General features: G+C 25.1%; 18 protein-coding genes and 1 tRNA gene. 2 read left to right on the top strand and 17 right to left on the bottom strand.

The window, feature by feature from the left end:
• Positions 1 to 116 precede the first annotated feature (116 nt).
• Positions 117 to 1259 (bottom strand): DEAD/DEAH box helicase, encoded by a 1143-nt coding sequence (locus AACK97_RS00555; protein ID WP_338967922.1) that lies wholly within the window; start codon positions 1257 to 1259, stop codon positions 117 to 119.
• Positions 1260 to 1820: 561 nt separating this feature from the next.
• Here AACK97_RS00555 and AACK97_RS00550 point away from each other — a divergent pair.
• Positions 1821 to 2765: an IS30 family transposase gene (locus AACK97_RS00550; protein ID WP_338966714.1), complete on the top strand. Its 945-nt coding sequence runs from the start codon at positions 1821 to 1823 to the stop codon at positions 2763 to 2765.
• Between the two features lie 329 nt (positions 2766 to 3094).
• On the opposite strand, the gene AACK97_RS00545 is transcribed toward AACK97_RS00550, so the two are convergent.
• From AACK97_RS00545 to AACK97_RS00470, 16 genes are all read right to left on the bottom strand, one after another.
• On the bottom strand, positions 3095 to 4039 hold the full coding sequence (locus AACK97_RS00545; protein WP_338967921.1) for an IS30 family transposase: 945 nt from the start codon (positions 4037 to 4039) through the stop codon (positions 3095 to 3097).
• A 149-nt stretch (positions 4040 to 4188) separates the two neighbouring features.
• Positions 4189 to 4920 carry an ECF transporter S component gene (locus AACK97_RS00540; RefSeq protein ID WP_338967920.1) on the bottom strand — a complete coding sequence of 244 codons (732 nt, stop codon included), beginning with the start codon at positions 4918 to 4920 and terminating at the stop codon, positions 4189 to 4191.
• A gap of 96 nt (positions 4921 to 5016) precedes the next feature.
• Positions 5017 to 5091 (bottom strand) — tRNA-Trp (locus tag AACK97_RS00535).
• Positions 5092 to 5212: 121 nt separating this feature from the next.
• Entirely contained in the window at positions 5213 to 5812 is a 600-nt protein-coding gene (locus AACK97_RS00530) for a hypothetical protein (RefSeq protein ID WP_338967919.1), read from the bottom strand.
• A 36-nt stretch (positions 5813 to 5848) separates the two neighbouring features.
• Positions 5849 to 8017, bottom strand: coding sequence for an ATP-dependent RecD-like DNA helicase (locus AACK97_RS00525; RefSeq protein WP_338967918.1), 2169 nt, complete (start codon positions 8015 to 8017; stop codon positions 5849 to 5851).
• 29 nt (positions 8018 to 8046) lie between these two features.
• A complete protein-coding gene (locus AACK97_RS00520) occupies positions 8047 to 8523 on the bottom strand; it encodes a dual specificity protein phosphatase (protein WP_338967917.1) in 477 nt (158 codons plus the stop codon).
• Positions 8524 to 8525: 2 nt separating this feature from the next.
• Positions 8526 to 9326, bottom strand: a complete 801-nt coding sequence (locus AACK97_RS00515; RefSeq protein ID WP_338967915.1) for a hypothetical protein — start codon at positions 9324 to 9326, stop codon at positions 8526 to 8528.
• Complete coding sequence (locus tag AACK97_RS00510) at positions 9319 to 9807, bottom strand: hypothetical protein (protein ID WP_338967914.1); 489 nt, start codon at positions 9805 to 9807, stop codon at positions 9319 to 9321. The genes AACK97_RS00515 and AACK97_RS00510 overlap by 8 nt, the downstream gene beginning before the upstream one ends.
• Complete coding sequence (locus tag AACK97_RS00505) at positions 9791 to 10033, bottom strand: hypothetical protein (RefSeq protein WP_338967913.1); 243 nt, start codon at positions 10031 to 10033, stop codon at positions 9791 to 9793. The genes AACK97_RS00510 and AACK97_RS00505 overlap by 17 nt, the downstream gene beginning before the upstream one ends.
• Positions 10033 to 10815, bottom strand: coding sequence for a hypothetical protein (locus AACK97_RS00500; protein WP_338967911.1), 783 nt, complete (start codon positions 10813 to 10815; stop codon positions 10033 to 10035). Before AACK97_RS00500 ends, AACK97_RS00505 begins: the two co-directional genes overlap by 1 nt.
• 43 nt (positions 10816 to 10858) lie before the next feature.
• Positions 10859 to 11947 (bottom strand): nicotinate-nucleotide adenylyltransferase, encoded by a 1089-nt coding sequence (locus AACK97_RS00495; protein WP_338967909.1) that lies wholly within the window; start codon positions 11945 to 11947, stop codon positions 10859 to 10861.
• 449 nt (positions 11948 to 12396) lie between these two features.
• Complete coding sequence (locus tag AACK97_RS00490; RefSeq protein WP_338967862.1) at positions 12397 to 13341, bottom strand: IS30 family transposase; 945 nt, start codon at positions 13339 to 13341, stop codon at positions 12397 to 12399.
• Between the two features lie 242 nt (positions 13342 to 13583).
• Positions 13584 to 14105 (bottom strand): hypothetical protein, encoded by a 522-nt coding sequence (locus AACK97_RS00485; RefSeq protein ID WP_338967908.1) that lies wholly within the window; start codon positions 14103 to 14105, stop codon positions 13584 to 13586.
• Position 14106: 1 nt separating this feature from the next.
• The gene (locus AACK97_RS00480) at positions 14107 to 14985 is read right to left on the bottom strand and encodes a deoxyribonuclease IV (protein ID WP_338967906.1); all 879 of its coding nucleotides are present in this window, start codon (positions 14983 to 14985) and stop codon (positions 14107 to 14109) included.
• A gap of 262 nt (positions 14986 to 15247) precedes the next feature.
• Complete coding sequence (locus tag AACK97_RS00475) at positions 15248 to 16636, bottom strand: Mbov_0401 family ICE element transposase-like protein (protein ID WP_338967905.1); 1389 nt, start codon at positions 16634 to 16636, stop codon at positions 15248 to 15250.
• Positions 16637 to 16914: 278 nt separating this feature from the next.
• Positions 16915 to 17859 carry an IS30 family transposase gene (locus AACK97_RS00470; protein ID WP_338967536.1) on the bottom strand — a complete coding sequence of 315 codons (945 nt, stop codon included), beginning with the start codon at positions 17857 to 17859 and terminating at the stop codon, positions 16915 to 16917.
• An 86-nt stretch (positions 17860 to 17945) separates the two neighbouring features.
• Here AACK97_RS00470 and AACK97_RS00465 point away from each other — a divergent pair, with 86 nt between their 5' ends.
• Complete coding sequence (locus AACK97_RS00465; protein WP_338967904.1) at positions 17946 to 23615, top strand: ankyrin repeat domain-containing protein; 5670 nt, start codon at positions 17946 to 17948, stop codon at positions 23613 to 23615.
• Positions 23616 to 23667 lie beyond the last annotated feature (52 nt).

The following is a 23667-nucleotide window of genomic DNA, read 5'->3' as shown; positions in this document are numbered from 1 at the left end:
TAGAATTAACACAATTTGTTTTTTATATAAGTGTCCTTTTTAATTTTACATTTCAGGATAGTAAAAAACATCATTAGTTAAAATGATGTTCTTCTGTAATATCCTTAAATTCAGTATTAAGTATTGTAAGGATTAATCTTAATGTTTAAAGTTTGTTCTAATCTTTTAATACCAATTAATTCTTTTTTATTATTTACTAATGTAATTGCAATTCCGGTTTCACCAGCGCGTCCTGTTCTTCCAATACGATGCACATAACTTTCTTGTTCACGAGGTAAATCATAATTAAAAATATAATCAATCCCATCAACATCAATTCCCCGTGCTGCTACATCAGTAGCAATTAGCACTTGAACTTTATTAGTTCTAAAAGCATTCATTGCTTTATTTCTTTCACTTTGTCGCTTATCACCATTAATAACAGCTGACTTAATGCCATTTTCTCATAATATTTTAGAAATTCTTTCAGTATATGCTTTGGTATTAGAAAAAACAATACTTAAATTTGGTTGAATTTTCAAAAATAAATCCACCAACGCGCGATCTTTACTTGTATTTCTTGTATTAATAAAATATTGCTTAATATTATTTAATTCCGCAGCATTTCTTTTAATACTTATTTGAACCGGACTATTTTGATAGTTATTAGCAACTTCTAAAACAGCACGATTCATTGTTGCTGAAAACAATAATGTTTGATACTTTGATGTAATGCTAGTAAATATTTTATCAATATCTTGTTTGAATCCCATTTTTAACATTTCATCAGCTTCATCTAAAACTACAGTTTGAATATCATTCAATCTTAAAGTTCTGCGTTGAATATGATCAACAATTCTTCCTGGTGTCCCAACAACAATATTACTATTTTTTAAACTATAAATTTGTCTTCGTAAATCCGAACCACCAAATAATGCTGTCGCATTAACTCCTTCTAAATAAAAAGCATATTTTCTTACTTGATCTAAAACTTGTAATGCTAACTCTCTTGTTGGACAAACAATCATTGCTTGTACTCTTCGTAGTTTTGGATTTAAATTATTTAAGATTGGTAATACGAAAGCAGCAGTTTTTCCTGTTCCTGTATGACTTTTTCCAATAATGTCCTTATTTTCTAATGCTAACGGAATTGTTTTCTTTTGAATTTCAGTAGGGTTAACATAACCCGCCTTTAAAATTGCACGCTTTAAGTTATTATTTAAATTTAAGTCATCAAAACTTATATTATCTTCCTTTAAATTTAATTCATTAAAACTCATATTTTTTCCTCCTTGAATATAGTTGCATAAATAAATGGTGTTATGACATTTTTTATTGTCAATTCATCACATATCAGCACCTATAAAGCAAGGGAATTGTAATGTACAGTATTTTATTTAACAACTTAATTATTATAAACTATTTTATCTAATACTACAACTAATATTATACATTACCTTAAATAAACTTGTAGAAACCATATACATATGACAAGATTTTGTTTTCTACAAACTTTTAGAGGGTGTTTTCTTTTGGCAGTAATATTTTGTATTGAATGCGACAACGAAAGTTATGTTGTTGGTAATAAAAATACAGTTGGAATCTGTAATTCTTGCGATGAAAAGGGTTTTTAAATTTTGAAAGGAACGATAGATTATAAAATATGTCGCTGGTGTTTACATCTATTTAGTGATAAACGATATTTGCATGTTGCTTGTGAGAAAAAATTTATTAATCATATTAAAAAAATTTTAAACCTGAAATGTAAAATTAAAAAGGACACTTATATAAAAAACAAATTGTGTTAATTCTATAATTAAGAAAAGAAAGGAATTAGCACAATGTATAAGTATCTGACTATTGAATCAATAATAGCAATAAAAGAATATAAAAGTTATGGATTTTCTATTCGTAAAATAGCAAAAGCAATTGATTATAGTAAATCAACTGTACACAGAGTTTGTAAATTATTAAATCAAAACTTATTACCATTAGAAATATTGAATCAAGTTCAAAAAAATAAACAAAATGCAGGTAGAAAATTAATAATTTTAACTTTAACAGAAATTAATACTATCAATCATTTGTTAATTACTAAAAATTATGCTCTTGATATAATTGCTGATTTTTTAAAGAAAAATAAAATAAAAAATATTTCAACAAAAACTTTATATAACATGTTTAAAACAAATCGAATGGGTTTTGATGAAAAAAATTTATTGAGAAAAGGCAAAAATAAACCTCATAAACAAAAAGAAACTAGGGGCAGAATTAATAATTGTAAATCTATTCATGAAAGAAATTTAATCATTCCAAATATTAAAAATATACAAGAATTTGGCCATTTAGAGGGAGATACTATAGTTGGTAAAGATCATAAAAGTTCTATTATTACTTTAGCTGATATATGATCAAAAACCACAATTCCTTTGAAAACTAAAAATCATAAAGCAGAAAGTATTACACAAAGTATAATAAAATTTATTTCAAAATTAATACCAGGAACAATTAAAACTATTACTTTTGATCGTGGTAAAGAATTTAGTAAATGAAAATTAATTGAAAAAAATTGTAATGTTAAAATTTATTTTGCAGATGCCGGAAAACCTTGTCAAAGAGGTTTAAATGAGAACAATAATGGTATTTTAAGAAGATATTTACCAAAATCTACTGATTTATCTTCATATAAACAAAAAGACTTAAATTCTATAGCATTTCAAATTAATTCTACACCCAGAAAATCATTATCTTATAAAAGACCAATAGATTTAATACAATTATTTTAAAAAACTGTCCCATTTATATTTACAATTCAGGTAATTATACAAACCCATTTGATAGGGTTTAAAAATTATCAACCCTTTGTAATATGTCGTTTAATATTTATAAAGGTGCATAGGTTTAGTAGTTATTGGCTACTAAATCTTTTTTTTATTTGTCATAATTATAGCATAAGTTTAAAAAAGATTTAGTATTTAATTAATGAGCAAAATTTGAATTTTTTTGCTGTAAAATGGTTTATAATTAAACTCCCAAGACCAAGAAACTGTAGATTAATTTTTGGAAAAAGCATGTTGATTATTTCCTGAATTGTAAATATAAATGGGACAGTTTTTTAAAATAATTGTATTAAATCTATTGGTCTTTTATAAGATAATGATTTTCTGGGTGTAGAATTAATTTGAAATGCTATAGAATTTAAGTCTTTTTGTTTATATGAAGATAAATCAGTAGATTTTGGTAAATATCTTCTTAAAATACCATTATTGTTCTCATTTAAACCTCTTTGACAAGGTTTTCCGGCATCTGCAAAATAAATTTTAACATTACAATTTTTTTCAATTAATTTTCATTTACTAAATTCTTTACCACGATCAAAAGTAATAGTTTTAATTGTTCCTGGTATTAATTTTGAAATAAATTTTATTATACTTTGTGTAATACTTTCTGCTTTATGATTTTTAGTTTTCAAAGGAATTGTGGTTTTTGATCATATATCAGCTAAAGTAATAATAGAACTTTTATGATCTTTACCAACGAAAGTATCTCCCTCTAAATGGCCAAATTCTTGTATATTTTTAATATTTGGAATGATTAAATTTCTTTCATGAATAGATTTACAATTATTAATTCTGCCCCTAGTTTCTTTTTGTTTATGAGGTTTATTTTTGCCTTTTCTCAATAAATTTTTTTCATCAAAACCCATTCGATTTGTTTTAAACATGTTATATAAAGTTTTTGTTGAAATATTTTTTATTTTATTTTTCTTTAAAAAATCAGCAATTATATCAAGAGCATAATTTTTAGTAATTAACAAATAATTGATAGTATTAATTTCTGTTAAAGTTAAAATTATTAATTTTCTACCTGCATTTTGTTTATTTTTTTGAACTTGATTCAATATTTCTAATGGTAATAAGTTTTGATTTAATAATTTACAAACTCTGTGTACAGTTGATTTACTATAATCAATTGCTTTTGCTATTTTACGAATAGAAAATCCATAACTTTTATATTCTTTTATTGCTATTATTGATTCAATAGTCAGATACTTATACATTGTGCTAATTCCTTTCTTTTCTTAATTATAGAATTAACACAATTTGTTTTTTATATAAGTGTCCTTTTTAATTTTACATTTCAGGAAACTAAAAATGTAGAATTATGAACATCAACATAATTCTACATTTTTTATTTATTTACTTTCTTTTATTTCTTTTCTTCTGCTTTTTCTTTTTCTCGTTGGTGATAAGAATAGTGAGCTGATTCAGCATATCGTAAGATTGGCTTTTCCAGAATTAACATTACACCAAAGGTGATGAGATATTTTACAAAAATGAAACCCCCATAAATGCTATAAAAAATTAGCATTTGTGTTTTTAGTGGTTGCTTGGATATTTCTTTGATTGGGTCATGAAGAGAAAAATTCTTACACTTATTAATTATTATTGGATTTATTGTCATTGGATGAGTGTGTGTATGAAAACCTAAAGCATCAGCAGCTCACAATTGAGCATTTATAGCAGCAAATAGTGCAGTTGCTAAACAACAAATAAGAATACTGGTGCATTTAGTATAAATGTTTTCTTTGTGAAATAATCTTTTCCATATTCAGTTTAATAGAAAATATAGTCCAATAACAAGAGCATTTAACATCATTCCCATTGTGGCACTAACAACAATATTACCGTGAGCAATGTGGTGGGGAATTATCATATGTAATCAAGGTTTAATTGCACCAATTAGCATTGCAAATCAAGGACCAATTAATGGAATAACTAATAAAATTAGGGTATCACCAATTTCAAAGTTGGCTGCTGGTAAGTTAGGTAGGGGAATAGGAATTTCTAGCATTGATAATGCTAGTGCTAGTGCTAATGCCATTGATGAAATGGTAATTTTAAATATAATATGTTTTTCTTTGAGCATATTTTTCTCCATAATATTAATTGATAATAATTTTTAGTACTAATTATTTATAATAATTATAAATTGGATAATATGTATTGTCAATTAAAATTGGTGTAATTTAATAATTGGCGAGGGTAGTAGGACTTGAACCCACAACATTTAGTTTTGGAGACTAACGTTCTACCATTGAACTATACCCTCAATGTTATATTCTAATTATATAAAGGAGTTTTAATTAATTTTTTAATTAATCTATGCTGAATTATACTTGCACTTACAAGTATAATTCAGCAATTATTTTAAAAAACTGTCCCATTTATATTTACAATTCAGGAACTTTAAAAAGTTTTTTGGTTATTGTTCCCATATAAATATTATCATTATATACTAATGCACTTCAAAAAGTATCAGAAGTAGGAATTGTTCCTAACTCTTGAAAGTTACCACTTTGGTCACCTTTTAGAATTCTGCTATGTAAAAATACATAAAAACTACCATTACTATAACTAAAAGTTGGAATTGTTTGCGCTGGACTTCCAAAATTAGCAATTTCAGTAAACGGACTAATAAGACTCATTAGTAATGGTTTACTAGTACCAGTTCAATACTTTTCATCATTCCCAACAGAAATAGTTACTCATATATCCCCTTTCACTTGTAAATTACTACTAATATCATTAGTTGCTTCACTATCAGCAAAATATTTAAATTTTGCCTTAGTAGAAAGGGGGCGCTTAATAAATTGTTCTTCTTTAATAATCTCTTGTTGTAGTTTATTATATTGATTATTTGATTGATAAATAATTGCTTGTAAACTATTTAAAGTGCTTAAATCTTTAACACTTAAAGAACAAGCACTAATAATATTAAGAACTTGTATTAATCAAAAAAAGATAACTATTAGCGATACATTCTTTTTCATAATATCCCTCACTTTTCATTTATTAGATGATGTCATTTATGATGATATTTTACCACTATGGATTATTTTATTTTCCATTAATCTTTTAACTAATGTTGTAATTCGTGGTTTTTCTAATGAATTAACAGCTTTAATAAAAATATTTTTTTGACCTAAAAGATATAATTTCTTTTGACAGCGAGTAATCGCCGTATAAATAAGATTTCTTTTTAACATATATGTTGCACTATTGTCAATAATCATTATTACAAACGGATATTCACTACCTTGTGATTTATGAACAGAAATAGCATAAGCTAAAATAAGATTATTCAACTCCTGATGCTGATATTCAATAATTCTTTGCTCATAACGAACAATAATAACTTGTTTATTTTGTTCATTAGTAATAATGTTATCAATAATCCCAATATCACCATTATAAATATCTTTTTCACTATCATTTTTAGTTTGCATTACTTTATCACCAACACGAAAAATAGTTGTTGCAATTTTAATTTGCATTTTATCTTTACAAAAAGGATTATAGGCTTCTTGCAATATTTCATTAATTGCATTAATGCCACAACGACCATTATACATTGAAGCAAGAACCTGAACTTCAAAGATATTGCTTTCATTAACTAATTGTAAAAATATCTTTGCCAAATTTTCTAAAAGTTGCTGGATTTGATAATATTCAATAAATTGAACTTCATTACTATTAGTAAATTCATAACTAAAATTATTTTGTTGCATTTGATATGCTAAATTAATAATTTCTGATTTTTCAAGTTGACGATAGACTTTCTGTAAACTAATAATATTTAAATGTGATACTTGTAATAAATCTCCTAAAACATTGCCACTACCAACAGAAGTTAATTGATTGTTATCACCAACTAAAACTAATTTATGTAAATTAGGGCTAGCAACTAATAAATTATTAAATAAAATTGTATCAACCATACTCATCTCATCAACAACAATTAAATCAAAATTTAATGGTTCAGTTTCATTATGATTAAATTTATTGTGATGCAAATCTCATTTTAATAATTTATGAATTGTTATTGCTTCAACATTAGTTTGCTCCTTTAATCGTTTAGCGGCTCTTCCTGTGGGTGCACAAATCGCAACGGTATTATGAGGATAATGTTTTTGATATAAAGCAATAATTCCTTTAATTAAAGTTGTTTTTCCTGTCCCCGGTCCACCATTAATAATGGTTAAATTTTTTTGACTAAATTTTAATAATGCTAATTGTTGTTCGTTATTATAACTAATATTATTTTCTTGTTCAATAATATGAATATCTTGAATAATAACAGCATCATTAATATTATTATCTAATTTTTGTAATTGATTTAAATATTTAGCAATAAAAATTTCACTATAATAAATTTCTATATCATAAAAATTATTATTATCAACGATAATTTTATTTTCATTAATAGCTTGCATTACTACTTGATTAATTAATTTTTCATCTAAAATACTATACTTCATAAGTTGTTTTAAAATTATATTAACTGAAAAATAACTATGTCCTGTCTTAAAGGACTCTTGACGAATAATATATCTTAATGCATATACTAAACGCGAAACATTATCAAGATTAATTTCTAACACTCTAGCGAGTTGGTCAGCTTTATGAAAAGTTCAAAATTCACATTGATCACTTAACACATAAGGATTAACTTTTATTAATTCTAAAAGTTTTTCTCCATATTGGGCTTGTAACTTATGCAATAAATCAAAAGATAACTGAGCTCGTGAAAATCATTGTGTTAATTGATGATCATTTTTTTGTTTTTTAATTTGTTCATAAATAATTTGTGCCTGATTTTTTTTAATACCAATATTAAATAAAATCTTAGCATCACAATAAATCTTATTTAAAACATCATCTTGTAAACAATCAATAATCTTTTGAGCTGTAGTTTTACCAATTGTCGGAAATAATGGTGACGACAAATACTTCACTAAATATTCATTGTCTTCAATAATTACTGTTTCATATTGTTCAACTTGAAATTGTTTACCATACTTTGGATGACTAACAAATTGCCCTTGTAATTCATATAACTGCTCAGGTTGTAAATTAAATAAATAACCTTTAACAAAAATATAACGATTAATACTATTATGTAACAAAAACTTACAAATTATAAAACCATTAGTTTCAAAAACAATTGTTTTTAAATAGCCTTTAATTTTTTCCATTATGTTCTCCTTAATTACTAAAAAAGATTTTACTTATTTTTTAAATCATTATAAGGAAACTCATGATTCAAATAATGTCAATAAGCTGGGTTCGGATTAGCACGAGAATAATTTTTTTTAAATTGTTTTCAAGCACTATGAAAGTTATCTTGTGATAAATGGTTATTAATAACTAAATAAATAAAGACTAATGAAGCACTACGATTAACTCCTCAAACACAATGAACGAAAACATTTTTTTCCTGTTTAAGATGTTCATCAATAAAATTTAAACCTGCTTTTAAAACTTTTTTGTCTAAGGTACCAATTTCTGGATAATCTAACAAATTTAAATATAATTCTTTTTTATCATCGCTTAAATATACTTGTTCTGATTGGTCATCAAGATTAGGGATTTTTTGAGCAAAAAAATCACTCGCAGCACTAACGATAAATTCACAAAATGCTGGTTTTGACTGATAATCTCCTAGATATAAATAATTAATAATTTTACGATAATTTTTCATTTTTATCTCCTTTTTCTTTTATGTTTCATATCATAACGATAATTAAAAATATACACATAAAATCATACTAAAAATAATAATAAAATAGTAAAAATAATCATAAAGAAAATAAAAGTAAATATACCATCAAAATTAATAAAAGAAACTTCTTGATTATATGAAAGAAATGGATAATTATAAATCTTAATCCAATCAATTTTACCATTAGTAGTAAATAAATCTGGGTGTTTATTATGATCTAATAAGCGTAATGCGCCCCGAACTAAAATAAACATTAAATAAATTAAGGGATATAAAATAATAATTCATAACTTTCAACGAAAAAAATTTCTTGAATAGATTATATCTTCATAACTAATAATCACAATGTAAATAATTAACAGTAAAGGAATAATACCATTTTGAAACGCAATAATAATTCAATGTCAACCTTTAATAGTATACGGTGTAGATATTAATACTCATGGAAAAATAATTATTCAATAAACTAATAAAGTAAATGATGCATAAACAGAAAAAGCAATCTTGGCCGTTGGTTTAGTTCACCTTGTTAATCCTTCATTACGATAAAAGACTAACGCATTAACAAAATATGCTAAAATTAAAATATTTACTTGCACCACAAAAAAACTTAAATAATTACCACTCCGACCATTAGCAGGGGTTTCATCAAAAGCTGTTCCTTGATAATCAAATAAAGCTATCAAATAACCAATTACCAAAACAACAATACATAAACTAATAGCAATAACTTTATATATTGTTCTTCAAGTTAATAAACCCAAAATATAATGTTTAACCATTATCTTCAATTCTCCCTTTACTAATAATGTCAGTAACTAATTTCAATGTTATTTTTGCCAACTTCCGACTAATATTGTCTAAACTCTTATTAAACTGATTAATATTTTTTAATTGATGATAAACATTATCGGAAACTGCTTTTAAAACTAAGATGGGACATTGTTGTAAATATGCTACTTGACAAATAGCTGCACATTCCATATCAACAATTGTTACTTTCTTACCAACATTTTCTTGAATTATTTGTGCTTGTGATACACTATTAATAAAACTATCACCTGTAGCAAGATTAGTTATCATAATATTATTATTTTTACTAAATTTTTTTCAAGGTTCATAAATACAATTATATGCTTGTGGCAATTTTGGTAATTGTCCATATTTATAATCAAATGCTGTTAAATCAACATCATAATAAAAGACTTGTTGAACTAAAAATAATGAACTAATTTTTATTTCTTCACTAATAAGCACCAACACTACCAATATTAATTAATAAATCTAAATTATAATTTTGTAACAAATGATAAGTATTAATAGCACTATTAACTTTTCCAATACCACTTTCAGTAATAATAATTTGGTGGTCAAGATAATTTCATACAACTAAATTCTCACTAATATCTGTTTTTTTAGCAATTTTACTTAATTCCTTATTTAAAATTGTTAACTCTTGGCTCATTGCCGCTATAATTCCAATTATCATTATCTGCGCACCATTTTAGAATGACGATATTGTCTTTTTTCAAAAATAACATTATTTAATGAAATAAATAAATAAGTTAACCCTGTAATTAATATAAATATAAATAAAAATGTTACCGTAATTGTTGCAATACCATAAGTATAATGATGATAGTTTAAAAATCAATAAGGATATTCTAAATCAAAACTTTCTAAGGGAAATTTCTCATAAAGACTATCAATAAATGAATTTTGATGGCGAAGTTCACCACGGACCATTATAAACAAAAAATAAAAAAATGGATAAATATAAACTTTATATAATGATTGACGATTAAATCTTCGTAAATCATAATGAAATTTACCTGACATTCAAAAAAAATAAATAAGCATTCCTATCGGAATAATAAAATGTAAAAATGCGGTAAAAATTCAACCTTTAAGGTCATATGTAGTTTTATTAACAATTCCTGGTAATAAACCAGCCGTAAAAACTATTGAAGTAACAGCAATATATACCGTAACAAATAAACGAATCAAAAAGGAATGGATGTCTAGTTTTTGATAAGTAAAATGAAAATATGCCACAAAATAAAAATAAATAATAACAATAATATTAGTTTGTTGCGTAAAAAAAGAAATAAAAATTGTTCCTTTATCAGTATATAATAAATCATATTTTGCTAAATAAGAATGGAAAAATAAATAATCAATAAAATCTCAAATTAAAACAATTGTACCAACAATAGCAAAAATCAATGTATAAAAACCTTTAACTGAAAAACTACGACTAATTTTTTTCATTTTTATTCTCCTTACAATTAATTATATAATTAGCTATCATAATTTAAAAAAATTTTTTATAAACTTTTTCAATTTCTTGACCAATATTATCAATACCATTTTTATTAACTACTTCTAAATAATGATAATAAAAAATTTTTTTAAAAGCTTCATCAAGATTCGTAAAGGCTAATTTTCGTAAATTATCAATATGAGGATAATTTCTTTCAAAAGAAATTTTATCAGCAATAAAAATAATTTTATCTAAATTACTCATTGTAACAGCAGCAGTAGTATGATTACTAATTGCTAATAAAATTTCTTTATCATTAAAACCTAAATGATGTTCTAAATATAATGCTCCTGTTTTTGAATGTCAAGTTGGTACGGGTTCACTTAAAAATTGTGGTAAATACTGTTGTAAATATTGCTGATGTTGAGCATCTTCTCATTGTTTAGTTATATCGTGATAAACACCTGCTATTTCGGCTTTTAAACAATTAACTTGATAATGATTCGCTAATTGTTTTGCCATTGTTCCTACATTTAAACAATGAAGATAACGAGTTTTATCCATATGTAATAACAAACGATCAGCAATATAAAGTAAATTATCATTAATATATGCTAAAACTTTAGAATCAATTGTTGTTATCATTCCTTGGCGAATTTTAGTTGAACTAATATTAGCAAAAAGTGGTTGTAAAATAACTTTATTATATGATTGTAATATTTTTTCATTTAAAAGATATTCGGCTCTTTGAGCAATAACAAAAATAACTTTAGTTTTTAAAATCGCAATATTATGTCAGCGCTGCAAATTATTAGCTTGATCAGAACCAATAATAATATAATATTGATGATTAAAACCATATTTTTCTTGTAAAGATATTACCGTATCAATCGTATAGGAAATGCCTTGACGATCTACCTCACAAGTTTCTAACTTCATTCAAGGATATTTACTAATGACAAGATTAATCATTTTAATCCGATGAAGGGAATTAGTTAATTGGCGTTTTTTTAAAGGTGAACAATATGCAGGAACAATTAAAAGCATATCAGCTTTTAATTGTTCATAAGCTTGAAGCATAATTTCTTTATGTTGATTATGAATAGGATCAAAACTCCCACCAAAAATAATAATTTTCATCTTATTCCTTTCTGATTATACTATTGGTTTAATAATTTGATAATCACAATTTTCGGGTAATAACAACCTCAATTGTTGCTTTCGAGCTTTAAATGAAATTCATCCATAACCATAAATTTAAATGCCAATTTTTTCTTCATTATTTTTAGAAATTTTAATTTGATGTTCAACCATTTTAGTTTTTGGTTTTAAAAGTAAAATTTGTTGCTTTTAAATTCGCGAACAATTTTCAATCTTACTACGATGTAAAACTAATTTATTAGAACCATAAAAATGAAATGATGTTGCTAACCCTTCAATAAATGAAAATTGAAATAATCCCACAATAGTTATTGTTTGTCCATATTCCAATTGATAGGTTTTACTTTTAATTTTTGAATCAAAAATTAAATTATGATAAGCATTATTATTTAAATAACCTGAATTGTAAATATAAATGGGACAGTTTTTTAAAATAATTGTATTAAATCTATTGGTCTTTTATAAGATAATGATTTTCTGGGTGTAGAATTAATTTGAAATGCTATAGAATTTAAGTCTTTTTGTTTATATGAAGATAAATCAGTAGATTTTGGTAAATATCTTCTTAAAATACCATTATTGTTCTCATTTAAACCTCTTTGACAAGGTTTGCCGGCATCTGCAAAATAAATTTTAACATTACAATTTTTTTCAATTAATTTTCATTTACTAAATTCTTTACCACGATCAAAAGTAATAGTTTTAATTGTTCCTGGTATTAATTTTGAAATAAATTTTATTATACTTTGTGTAATACTTTCTGCTTTATGATTTTTAGTTTTCAAAGGAATTGTGGTTTTTGATCATATATCAGCTAAAGTAATAATAGAACTTTTATGATCTTTACCAACGATAGTATCTCCCTTTAAATGGCCAAATTCTTGTATATTTTTAATATTTGGAATGATTAAATTTCTTTCATGAATAGATTTACAATTATTAATTCTGCCCCTAGTTTCTTTTTGTTTATGAGGTTTATTTTTGCCTTTTCTCAATAAATTTTTTTCATCAAAACCCATTCGATTTGTTTTAAACATGTTATATAAAGTTTTTGTTGAAATATTTTTTATTTTATTTTTCTTTAAAAAATCAGCAATTATATCAAGAGCATAATTTTTAGTAATTAACAAATGATTGATAGTATTAATTTCTGTTAAAGTTAAAATTATTAATTTTCTACCTGCATTTTGTTTATTTTTTTGAACTTGATTCAATATTTCTAATGGTAATAAGTTTTGATTTAATAATTTACAAACTCTGTGTACAGTTGATTTACTATAATCAATTGCTTTTGCTATTTTACGAATAGAAAATCCATAACTTTTATATTCTTTTATTGCTATTATTGATTCAATAGTCAGATACTTATACATTGTGCTAATTCCTTTCTTTTCTTAATTATAGAATTAACACAATTTGTTTTTTATATAAGTGTCCTTTTTAATTTTACATTTCAGGTTAATAATTTAATTCATTACTATTAGAAAATCCTGGAGTATCATAAAAATATAAATAATCACGATAAGCGATAGCAATGAGATTCATTGTTGTATTAGGAAAATAGCTCATTAATGGTAATTTACGAGAAAACTGTTGTTGTAATGATAATACCTTATTAAATTAATGAACTTTTACCAACATTAGTTTTTCCAATTCAATAAATATCAGTTTGTTGTTTTTTTAAAAATTCAACAAATTCATCAATAAAATAATTTTTTGTACTACTAATAAGAATAATATCAATTGGTTCTAGTCCAATTAATGTTATTTGTTTTCTAACCCAATCTTTAAGTTTATTAAAAGCAATATATTGCATTATGGTATCAATTTTATTAATTATTAGATAAAATCTTAAATTCTTTAATTGATAATGATACTGCCAAATTAAACTTCCAAAAAAGTCCATTATATTAATAACATAAAAAACTACCCCATCATTATTTTTAATCTTCATAAATAAATCATCATAATTATAATTAACATTATTAACATTTACTAATTCATTATAATGCTTAATCCGAAAACATCGCCAACAATAAAAATGAGAATTATCTTGAAGTTTTGCAATGTAACCAGCTTGTAAATTATTATTAGATTGTAATTCTGAACCACACCCATAACATATCATCGCAATCATTTTAACGATTTAAAAAATTATTAAATTGCTTATTTTTAAGTATTATAATTTCTTCCTTATATGGTGGTTCAGAATTATTTCAAGGAGTTTCTAAAATTTTAATTATATTAACAAATTTAGGATGATAAAGAATACTACACAAACTATCAAACCCTAAATTACCATAACCAATATTCTCATGGCGGTCTTTATGGGAACCTTTAATATTTTTAGAATCATTAAGATGAATAACAAATAATTTATCCAATCCAATTATCTTATCAAATTCTTCAATAACTTGTTCTAAATTATTAACTAAATCATAACCCGCATCATTCAAATGACAAGTATCTCAACAAACACCAACTAAATGCGAATATTTAACCCCCCGAATAATTGTTTGTAATTGCAAAAAATTAATTCCTAATTCACTACCTTTACCTGACATTGTTTCTAAAGCAATTTTAATATTTTGATTAGGCTCCAATACTTCATTTAATCCATCAATAATATATTGTAAACCAATACTAGCATCAGCACCAACACTACTTCCAGGATGCAATACGATATATTTAACACCAATTGCTAAAGAACGATTAATTTCTGTTTTTAAAAACTCCTTAGCTAGCATATAAGTATTAGGATTAATACTATTAGCTAAATTAATAATATAGGGTGCATGAATAATAACATTATTAATATCTAAATTATGGTTGTCTAATCCTTGTTTAAATTCATCAATTTTTAACTGGTCTACGGGCTTTCTTCTTGTATTTTGAGGAGCTCCTGTATAAAACATCATAGCATTAGCTCCATAACTAATAGCCTCATTTAATGCTCCTACTAGATAATCAGGACTTTTCATTGATACATGACAACCTAATATTAATTTATTTTTCATCAACATAATCACCTTTATATTTTAAGTTATATGCAAATTATACTATAAATTATTTTCTTATCTTACATAAAATAAGAAGTAGGTCGCGTTTAGTTTTCTTAGGTATTGCTTTGAAGAAGTAAAACAATCAGCTAATTATATTATTTAATTACTAAACTAACCCTGCCTTTCTTGTTATTGTCATTTTTATTCGTTATCATTTTATCATATTATTGAATTTTTACACAATGAAAAATTATTAATTTTATTAAATTTTCACTAATTATCTAAATTTATGTTTTCTATATTTATTCGTATATACAATACTACCTTTATTAATTCAACTATCATCATTTTTCTTATTATATTTATTTCATAATGAAGTTTTATATATTTCTTTTCTGATTTCTATTTCTGAATTAATATTTTCATTAATATAATGTAATACATTTAATTTGTTTAAATTTGCCATTCTTAAATGTAATAGATTATTTAAATTCTTATGATTATATATTTTTGCCCCATATCCTAATTGTTGTTTTATTAAATGTGATACATCACTTTCAATGCTACAACCGATATTCCATTCTAAATTTTGATTATGAATACCATGCTTATTATTACTGAAATAATTACTCGCCTTTCTTAAAATTGTTTTAATATCTTTATTTAATTCATTTTTAGCAACATTACGAATGTTTTTGATTAATTCTTGATGATTTCCATCTTTATATAATTTAATTCAACTATTTAATGTTACTTTGCGATTTTCAAAAATAATATTAAATGCAGTTTGTTTTAATTTTTTAATAGCGTGATAACCATCTAAAATATATCTAACATTACCAAAACTGTTGGCAATTTCTCTAATTCAAGTATCACCATCACCACAAACAATTATTTTGTCATAATTAATATTAACATAATGTTTTTGCAATTCTTTAATTAATAAATCACGATAATCCATCGTATTTATTCGTTTACCAATTTTTAACATTAGAAAATGACCTCGTTTATTTTCTAATTCTCTACGAGCATTTTTGTAATTTTTTTCTTTATGTCCGGTATGAAAAGTAACTAAACGAATTCTTTGGTCTTGTTTAACTTTATGGTCTAATGTTGCTAAAAATGTCTCATCTAGTTGAATATATAAATCCTTATTTTTGACATCAATTCTAGTTTTAATTTCTTTTTCTGCTAATTGAAAATATTCAGCAATATTATATTTATTTAAAATACTAGAAATACTAGCTTTTGAAATATAACAATGATTTAGAGCATCTAAAACATCGCGATAGCGTTTACCGTCACCTAAAAGATTTAAAACTTTAAATTGGACATCAAAATAAATGCGTTGTTTGGGTAATAAACCAATTTCTTTATCTAACAAACATACATATTCAAATTTACCTAATTTTTGATTTCAATATTTATATCGGCGTCGGTTAAAAGTAACATCACCAAAAATTGTAATAATTGTTCTTGGTGCAAAATGAACTACTTTATAACCTTGTTTTAAACGATAATGATATTTATATAAGTATTCATCTAATTTTTCATATTCGTTAGCTAATTGTTCACATTTATTGGTGTACATATTTTTATGCGTTGTAAATAAACTTAATCAATGCTTGTTTTCTATCGTTTTTAAATTATTATTAATTTTTAACATAAAAAATCACCTTTCTTGGTAGTAATTTTAATAAAGTTTAATTTATTTGCTTCAATAATACAATTTTCAGTTACTATCATAGTATTGTAAGAAGCCTATTATAGTAAAAGTAGAATTTTTTTGTTTGACGGTATATAATGAAACTGCAAAGTGAATAGATTCCAGACTAAGATTTGGAAAAAGCATGTTGATTATTTAATAAATTTTATTAATTAGTAAAAATTCACGAAAAGGATTTGATTTATATCCTGAATTGTAAATATAAATGGGACAGTTTTTTAAAATAATTGTATTAAATCTATTGGTCTTTTATAAGATAATGATTTTCTGGGTGTAGAATTAATTTGAAATGCTATAGAATTTAAGTCTTTTTGTTTATATGAAGATAAATCAGTAGATTTTGGTAAATATCTTCTTAAAATACCATTATTGTTCTCATTTAAACCTCTTTGACAAGGTTTTCCGGCATCTGCAAAATAAATTTTAACATTACAATTTTTTTCAATTAATTTTCATTTACTAAATTCTTTACCACGATCAAAAGTAATAGTTTTAATTGTTCCTGGTATTAATTTTGAAATAAATTTTATTATACTTTGTGTAATACTTTCTGCTTTATGATTTTTAGTTTTCAAAGGAATTGTGGTTTTTGATCATAGATCAGCTAAAGTAATAATAGAACTTTTATGATCTTTACCAACGATAGTATCTCCCTCTAAATGGCCAAATTCTTGTATATTTTTAATATTTGGAATGATTAAATTTCTTTCATGAATAGATTTACAATTATTAATTCTGCCCCTAGTTTCTTTTTGTTTATGAGGTTTATTTTTGCCTTTTCTCAATAAATTTTTTTCATCAAAACCCATTCGATTTGTTTTAAACATGTTATATAAAGTTTTTGTTGAAATATTTTTTATTTTATTTTTCTTTAAAAAATCAGCAATTATATCAAGAGCATAATTTTTAGTAATTAACAAATGATTGATAGTATTAATTTCTGTTAAAGTTAAAATTATTAATTTTCTACCTGCATTTTGTTTATTTTTTTGAACTTGATTCAATATTTCTAATGGTAATAAGTTTTGATTTAATAATTTACAAACTCTGTGTACAGTTGATTTACTATAATCAATTGCTTTTGCTATTTTACGAATAGAAAATCCATAACTTTTATATTCTTTTATTGCTATTATTGATTCAATAGTCAGATACTTATACATTGTGCTAATTCCTTTCTTTTCTTAATTATAGAATTAACACAATTTGTTTTTTATATAAGTGTCCTTTTTAATTTTACATTTCAGGTATGAAAAAACTTTTAGAATTACTAGGAACAATTACTATTGCTAGTAGTGCCATGCTAACAGTAATTGCGGCCGCTCCTAATCGAAAACATAATATTAAAAAAAGACAAAACAATGAAGATATTTCAACTACTCCAAAAATACAAAATGAACAACAATTCCAATCTTCAAAAAATACAGATAGTCAAACTGATATTATTGAAAAAGAAATTAATTTAGATGAAAATTATTCTGAAAATATTCAAAAAATGTTGCAAGAACTTATTGATGAAAAATATCTTGATCCATTAAGAAGTATTAATATGGGCGGACTTATAAGCAAAGAACTTAATAATAAAACAATTATTTCTAAATTAGAAGAATTAGAGCCCAAAATGGCTAATTGAATTAAAAAATGACAAAATAACAAAGAAAAAATATTAATATTAACATTAAAAAATAGTAATAATAAAAGTATAAAATTAGTAATTAATTTAAATAATCTTTATTTACTAGGGTTTGTTAACAATCAAAATCATTATTTTTATTTTGATGATGAACTTTTAGAAAAAATAAAACAACATAATCAAGAAGAAATCACAAAACTTAATAATTTAAAAAATAAATTAAATAAACTAAAAGAAAATAAATTTTTATTTAATGAAGAAAAAGTGAAAGAATATTTGCAAGAAAAAAATAAATTAATTCCTCTTAAAGAAAAAGAGAAAAATATTAAAAAATTATATTATAATAATGAATTAAATTCTTTAAATAAAAAACTTAGTAATTTACAAGGTGAAAATTTAAAAGATGATGAAGAAAAAATTAAAACTTTAAATAAATCAGTAATTAAAAAATATAATTGTCAAAAGATTAATTTAAATTATACAGGAGCATACACAAGTGATGGTTTAAATGTTGTAATAAAAGAAAATGGAAAACCAGATAAAGGGAAAAATATTAATATTTCTAAAGATAGTTTAAATGATGCAATTTCAAATTTATCAAATTATGATAATAATAAACAAAAAAATCAAACAATAATAAAAGATGATTTAATAAGAATGATTTTTATTACAAGTGAAGCCATGAGATTTCAATGTGATGAAAAAACTTTAGAAATTTTTACAAAAATTAAAAATATTGAGGGATTAAAAAAAATTATAGATGAAAACAAAAATATATTAAAAGATATTCAAGAAAAAATATTTAACAAAAATAAAATAATAAATTGAAAAGATTATACATCACAATTAAGAGGTGATTGAAAAAAATATTCAGAACAGTTTAATAAATTTAGAATAGAAATTTGAGAAGATTTAATTAAAGTAAAAAATATAAATTATTTTTTGGATCAAAATCAAGATGACATTAATAAAATTTTTGAAAAAGAAAATGAATTAGAAAAAATACTAACAGCAGTAGAAAAATTATTTGATACACCAGAAAATGAAAAATATAAAAAAATAAAAAAGAATATTTTAGAATGATTAGAAGATTTCGTAGAAATACAAATATATACAAACGCGAAAATTAATTATGGAACAAAAAAAGACGAGATAAAAGAAGATGAAATTAAAATTTTAGATAATAAAAAAGAAAGAAAGAAAAGTATACAAAAAATATTAGAAGATAATAAAAATCCTAATTTAAAAAAAATAAAAATTATTAATGGTTCTAGTGTAGAAAATAAAATGTTGAATTATTGTATTTTAACAAAAAATTTAGATCTTGCTAAATTATTAATTATATTAAATTTATTTATAAAAGAAATAAATAATTCTTCAATTTTTTCTTCACCTTTACATCTAGCTGCTGGGGGCAGGGGTCAGACAGAAATTGTTAAATTATTACTTGAGCATGGTGTTAATGTTAATTTGCAAGATAATAATGGTTTATCTCCCTTACATGTAGCGGCAATTTTTAGCCAGATAAAAGCCCTAAAATTATTACTTGAGCATGGTGTTAATGTTAATTTGCAAGATAATAATGGCAATACTCCTTTACATTGAATAACATCTAATAGTGATATGGAATTTATCAAAGAATTACTAACAAATGAAAATAGTAAAAACAAAATTGATGTTAACATAGGAGATAATAATGGTTTATCTCCCTTAAATGTAGCTGCTGCCAGGGGTCAGACAGAAATTGTTAAATTATTACTTGAGCATGGAGCCGATATCAAAGCAACAACTAAACAAGGTACTACTCCTTTACATGTTGCAGCGTTTGCTGGTCATACAGAGATTGTAAAAGAATTATTAAAATACCCTAATATTGATGTTAATGCAAAAAACATAATTAATGAAACCCCTTTATATGTTGCAACACAAAACGGTCAGACAGAAGCTGTCAAAGAATTACTAACAAATGAAAATAGTAAAAACAAAATTGATGTTAACATAGGAGATAATAATGGCAATACTCCTTTAATTGCGGCAGCAGCCGAAGGTCAGACAGAAGCTGTCAAAGAATTACTAACAAATGAAAATAGTAAAAACAAAATTGATGTTAACATAGGAAATAATAATGGCAATACTCCTTTAATTGCGGCAGCAGCCGAAGGTCAGACAGAAATTGTTAAATTATTACTTGAGCATGGCGCTAGTGAAAATGCAACAAATAAAGGCGGCAGTACTCCTTTAATTGCGGCAGCAGCCAAAGGTCAGACAGAAGCTGTCAAAGAATTACTAACAAATGAAAATAGTAAAAACAAAATTGATGTTAACATAGGAGATAATAATGGCAATACTCCTTTAATTGCGGCAGCAGCCGAAGGTCAGACAGAAATTGTTAAATTATTACTTGAGCATGGCGCTAGTGAAAATGCAACAAATAAAGACGGCAGTACTCCTTTAATTGCGGCAGCAGCCGAAGGTCAGACAGAAGCTGTCAAAGAATTACTAACAAATGAAAATAGTAAAAACAAAATTGATGTTAACATAGGAGATAATAATGGCAATACTCCTTTAATTGCGGCAGCAGCCGAAGGTCAGACAGAAATTGTTAAATTATTACTTGAGCATGGCGCTAGTGAAAATGCAACAAATAAAGACGGCAGTACTCCTTTAATTGCGGCAGCAGCCGAAGGTCAGACAGAAGCTGTCAAAGAATTACTAACAAATGAAAATAGTAAAAACAAAATTGATGTTAACATAGGAGATAATAATGGCAATACTCCTTTAATTGCGGCAGCAGCCGAAGGTCAGACAGAAGCTGTCAAAGAATTACTAACAAATGAAAATAGTAAAAACAAAATTGATGTTAATCTTGCTAATAACTATGGCAATACACCTTTAATTGCGGCAGCAGCCGAAGGTCAGACAGAAGCTGTCAAAGAATTACTAACAAATGAAAATAGTAAAAACAAAATTGATGTTAACATAGGAAATAATAATGGCAATACTCCTTTAATTGCGGCAACAGCCGAAGGTCATACAGAAATTGTGCAAGAATTATTAACAAATGAAAATAGTAAAAACAAAATTGATGTTAACATAGGAAATAATAATGGCAATACTCCTTTAATTGCGGCAACAGCCGAAGGTCAGACAGAAATTATAAAATTATTACTTGCAAATGGTGCTAATGTAAATGCATCAGATACAAATGGTTTAATACCGACGGGCAATGACAAAGTAAAAAAACTTTTAGATGAATTTAAAAAATCAGATAAAACAACTGGACCTCAGAAAAAAGATGAATCAGGTTTTGGAGGATTTAAACCTGGTTTTTTAAACTCATCTTCTAAATCTAATAGCAACATTAATACAAATTCTGGCGGAAGTCAATCACAAGGTAGCAGTAGTAAAAGAGTGAGTTTTGGTGAACAAGCTGGAACTAGTGGCACACAAAATCAAAATACTAAAACAACAAATCAAAATAATTTGTATGATGTACCCGCGGATAATAGTTGTTTATTTTGATCAGTAGCAACATCTTACTTATTGTCAGCGAGAAATAATAATGAAGAATTTAGAAACCGATTTATTCAATTATTTGGCGAATTACAATTAAGTTATTTATCATATGTTCAAACTTTATTACAACAATTTGATTTATCAAATACCAACAATTTCTTGCAAGATTGATATCAAGATGCAACCGCACATAGATTAGTAAGAGTTGTTTTTCGTAATCGCGTTGTAGATTATATTGAAAGAAATTTAGATAATCCAATCCAAAGCAATTCTAATGGTAATCAAGCAGAAAGTTTTCGCAGTGCAATTCAGATAAGTGAAAATGAAGTTGTTAATAATTACTTAGATAGAATGAGAAATATTAATGCGTGAGGGGGCGAAATCGAAATATTGGCCATGAATAATCTTTTAAATGCTAATATTGGTGTAGGTACTGATATTCCTTATCAACCCGTGCATCAAAATGCAACTAACACCATAGATATATTTCATGTTGAGCTTGTTGAAGGTTCTGGTATTCACAATCATTATAATTTTGCTTTAACATCAGAAGAAGATCGAACAAATCACCCTATTGCTATTGATGAAAATCAGGGAAATGTCCTTGTAGTAGTTGACACAACAAATAGACAGGATAATTTACCAATAACAACCCCAAAACCAGATACAAACACAATTAAATTACCAGTTGATTATCACGCTCAACACCACGCAATTTTGTCTAACAACAATGATGATGATTTTAATCAAGGTAATAATATTACCAATTCACAAGAAAAAACGGCAACCCAATTACAAAAAGATGAATATCATTTTTTAGATAAAAAAATAGAAGATAATAGTTTAAAAAATGATGAAAATTTAGAAATTAACTTAATTAAAAACAACAATAAAATAAATCAAAATGTCCCGGTAGTAAATAAACCAATAAACAAAAATATTATCAACGCACAAATAATAGCTACCAAGGCAATAAATAAATATAACGCGCTTCCAAAAGAAGAAAAACAACAAAAATTAACCGAAATCAACCAACATTACCAAAGCTTATCGGAAAATGGTAAAAAAGCTTTTAAAGATAAATTAACAAATACTGGATTAGCAGCTTTAAGTGGGGGTGCATTAACAGCTTATGGAACAAAAATGACTGTTAGTAGTACTGCTGCTACTGGTGTCACAAATGCAGAAGCAATGGAAATGACCCCACTCTTATCAACAAGTACAACAGAAAGTTTAGCCGCCGCGGAAACAATTACTGTTGCTGAAACAGCAGCGGTTGAAGGTGGAATTATAGCAGGGGAAACCGGTACTGCTGCCGCTCTGGCTCCAGAAACCCTAGGATTATCCTTAGTAATTGGAGGATTAGCAATTGCAGGAACATGAATGTATTTTGCTTTTCATCATCATTCAACATCTGATATTGCGTTGCCAGCTTCAATTCATCATAATGTTTATGATAACATTGAAAAATGATATAAATTTCTAGCTCATGATAAATTAAAAATTAAAATTAACAAAAACACATGAAATGAAATTAAACAAAATAAAAATTCACAAGCAACCATTACTAAAATTATTAAAAATAAATTTATTATAAATGACCATTCTGGCTGAGGCGGGAGTGTCACAAATGAAGATTTCAATACTCTCGTAAAAGTAATGCTGCTTCATTTTGAACAAATAAATGGTTATTTTGAAATATTAGATAATGAAAATGATGGTTTTGTCATTATAACCAACACTGAAGGCGATTGACTAGGAATAGAATAAAATTTAACATTATTAATTAAAAAATTAAAATATTTCTTATATGTGTTATGCA

Origin of the sequence: Spiroplasma endosymbiont of Lonchoptera lutea (genome assembly GCF_964019715.1) — a bacterium.
Taxonomy (GTDB): Bacteria; Bacillota_I; Bacilli_A; order Mycoplasmatales; family Nriv7; genus Nriv7.
The sequence above is the reverse complement of the archived record's forward strand: the minus strand, read 5'-3'. Positions and strand labels throughout refer to the sequence as shown.